2 protein-coding genes and 1 pseudogene are annotated in these 2,240 nt (G+C 74.0%); 1 reads left to right on the top strand and 2 read right to left on the bottom strand.

Going from position 1 to position 2,240, the window contains the following annotated elements; genetic code table 11:
- A pseudogene (locus AB0J52_RS37085) lies at window positions 1-306 on the top strand (hypothetical protein); the annotation flags it as partial.
- 79 nt (window positions 307-385) lie between these two features.
- Here the strand turns inward: AB0J52_RS37085 and AB0J52_RS37080 are convergent.
- Both AB0J52_RS37080 and AB0J52_RS37075 read right to left on the bottom strand, forming a co-directional pair.
- Complete coding sequence (locus AB0J52_RS37080; protein WP_500187595.1) at window positions 386-1,495, bottom strand: GuaB3 family IMP dehydrogenase-related protein; 1,110 nt, start codon at window positions 1,493-1,495, stop codon at window positions 386-388.
- Between the two features lie 150 nt (window positions 1,496-1,645).
- Window positions 1,646-2,240 (bottom strand): IMP dehydrogenase (locus tag AB0J52_RS37075; protein ID WP_500187594.1); only part of this gene is annotated, 595 nt, incomplete at its 5' end.

The raw sequence follows: 2,240 nt of genomic DNA, 5'->3' as shown, positions 1-2,240 counted from the left end.
CGGCCCCGGAGCGGCGGCACGGCTCCCCGCGGCGCGAACGCCCAGCACCCGCCCAAGGCCCCCGCCGCGCGCCCGGTGCCCCCGCGAGCGGGCGGCGGCGCGCCGGCCCCGGAGGCTCCCGCCTCCAGCACGACGGCCAACTCGTCCGTGCAGGTCACGGGCTCGCCCACCCCCACGCCCAGCTCGCCCGCACGAAAGGCCAACGCCCCGGCCGACTCGTCCACGACAGCAGCGGGCACGGCGGCGGGTTCGGCGGGGTCCCCTGCCGCCCCCGACGCCCACACGCCGCACCAACGCACCCGGTGACGCACGAACGGCCCCGCCCACCAGGGGCGAGGCCGTTCGTCAGGGTGGATCAGCGACCGCGGAGAGCGGCTGCCGAAGGTCAGTGGCCGTGCGGGGCGACGACCACCTGGACGCGCTGGAAGTCCTTCAGCTCGGTGTAGCCCGCCGTGGCCATCGAGCGGCGGAGGGCGCCGATCAGGTTCATCGAGCCGTCCGCGACGTGGGACGGGCCGTACAGGATCTGCTCCAGGGTCCCGATCGAGCCCAGGTCGAGGCGGGTGCCGCGCGGGACGTCGCCGTGGTGCGCCTCGGAGCCCCAGTGGTAGCCCCGGCCCGGGGACTCGGTGGAGCGGGCGAACGGGGAGCCGACCATCACGGCGTCCGAGCCGCAGGCGAACGCCTTGGCGATCTCGCCCGAGTTGGTCATGCCGCCGTCGGCGATGACGTGCACGTAGCGGCCGCCGGACTCGTCCATGTAGTCGCGGCGCGCGGCGGCGACGTCGGCCACCGCGGTCGCCATCGGGACGGCCACGCCCAGCACCGTGCGGGTGGTGTGGCCCGACCCGCCGCCGAAGCCGACGAGCACGCCCGCCGCGCCGGTCCGCATCAGGTGCAGCGCGGCGGTGTAGGTGGAGCAGCCGCCGACGATGACCGGGACGTCCAGGTCGTAGATGAACTGCTTGAGGTTCAGCGGCTCGGCGCGGCCGGACACGTGCTCGGCCGAGACCGTGGTGCCGCGGATCACGAACAGGTCGACCCCGGCGTCGATGACGGCCTTGTGGAACTGGGCCGTGCGCTGCGGGGACAGCCGCGCCGCGACCGTCACGCCCGCCTCCCGGACCTCGGCGATCCGGCGGCCGATCAGCTCCTCCTTGATCGGAGCCGAGTAGATCTCCTGCAGCCGCCGGGTCGCGCGGACGTCGTCCAGCGAGGCGATCTCGGCCAGCAGCGGCTCGGGGTTCTCGTACCGGGTCCACAGGCCCTCGAGGTCGAGCACCGCGAGGCCGCCGAGGCGGCCGACCGCGATCGCCGTCGCGGGCGAGACCACGCTGTCCATCGGCGCGACGACCAGCGGCATCTCGAACCGGTAGGCGTCGATCTGCCAGGCGACGCTGACCTCCTCGGGGTCGCGCGTCCGCCGGGACGGCACGATCCCGATCTCGTCGAACGCGTAGGCCCGGCGGCCGCTCTTCCCCCGGCCGATCTCCACCTCAGCAGCCACAGCGGTTCCTTTTCCCCAGTCGTCGTGATGTCGCTACGCGGCGCCCTCCGCGGTCACCGCACGCGCGGCGGCGGCGGACGCCATGATCTACGGCATTCCCCGCCAGACCGGAGAACACGCCCGAGAGACTACCGTCGGTCAGCGGCCCTGGTAGTTCGGGGCCTCGACCGTCATCTGGATGTCGTGCGGGTGGCTCTCCCGCAGACCCGCGCTGGAGATGCGCATGAGCTGGCCGCTCTCCTGGAGCTCGGGGATGGTGCGGGCGCCCGCGTACCACATCGACTGGTGCAGGCCGCCGACGAGCTGGTGCGCGACGCTCGCGAGAGGGCCGCGGTAGGGCACCTGGCCTTCGACGCCCTCGGGGATCAGCTTCTCCTCCGCCGACACGTCCGCCTGGGCGTAGCGGTCCTTGGAGAAGGAGCCGCCGCGCTCGCGGTTGCGCATCGCGCCGAGCGAGCCCATGCCGCGGTACGACTTGTACTGCTTGCCGTGCACGAAGATCAGCTCGCCGGGCGACTCCTCGATGCCCGCGAGCAGGCTGCCGAGCATGACCGTGTCGGCGCCCGCGACGATCGCCTTGGCGATGTCGCCGGAGTACTGGATGCCGCCGTCGCCGATCACCGGGACGCCGGCCTCCTTGGCCGCCCGGGCGGCCTCGTAGATCGCGGTGACCTGCGGGACGCCGACCCCGGCGACCACGCGGGTGGTGCAGATCGAGCCCGGCCCGACGCCG

This window comes from Spirillospora sp. NPDC049652, from assembly GCF_040675125.1.
In the GTDB taxonomy this organism is placed as follows: domain Bacteria; phylum Actinomycetota; class Actinomycetes; order Streptosporangiales; family Streptosporangiaceae; genus Spirillospora.
This window is presented reverse-complemented; position numbering and strand designations above follow the sequence as displayed.